General features: G+C 74.0%; 1 protein-coding gene. It reads right to left on the bottom strand.

Annotation, left to right across the window (positions count from 1 at the left end):
- A partial coding sequence (locus G3I65_RS34040) for a carbonic anhydrase (RefSeq protein WP_160699734.1) occupies nucleotides 1-277 on the bottom strand: 277 nt, incomplete at both ends.

Below are 277 nucleotides of genomic sequence, written 5' to 3' on the forward strand. Positions count from 1 at the left end.
GTGGCCGCGCCGAGGCGGTGCGCGCTCGGTTCCGCGTGGCGGAGCCAGACCGACAGCGGCCCCGGCGGCGGGCCGTCGGCGAGCGCCGCCATCGCGCCGCAGCCCGAGTGGCCGCAGACCACGATCTCCTCGACGCCGAGCACACCCACGGCGAACTCGATCGACGCGTTCATCGACGGGTCGGCCTGCCCGGCCGGGACGAGGTTGCCGATGTTGCGGATGGTGAACAGGTCGCCCGGGCCGCTGGTGGTGATCAGGTTCGGCACGATCCGGGAGT

The sequence above is a fragment of the Amycolatopsis sp. SID8362 genome, assembly GCF_010550475.1.
Taxonomy (GTDB): domain Bacteria; phylum Actinomycetota; class Actinomycetes; order Mycobacteriales; family Pseudonocardiaceae; genus Amycolatopsis; species Amycolatopsis eburnea.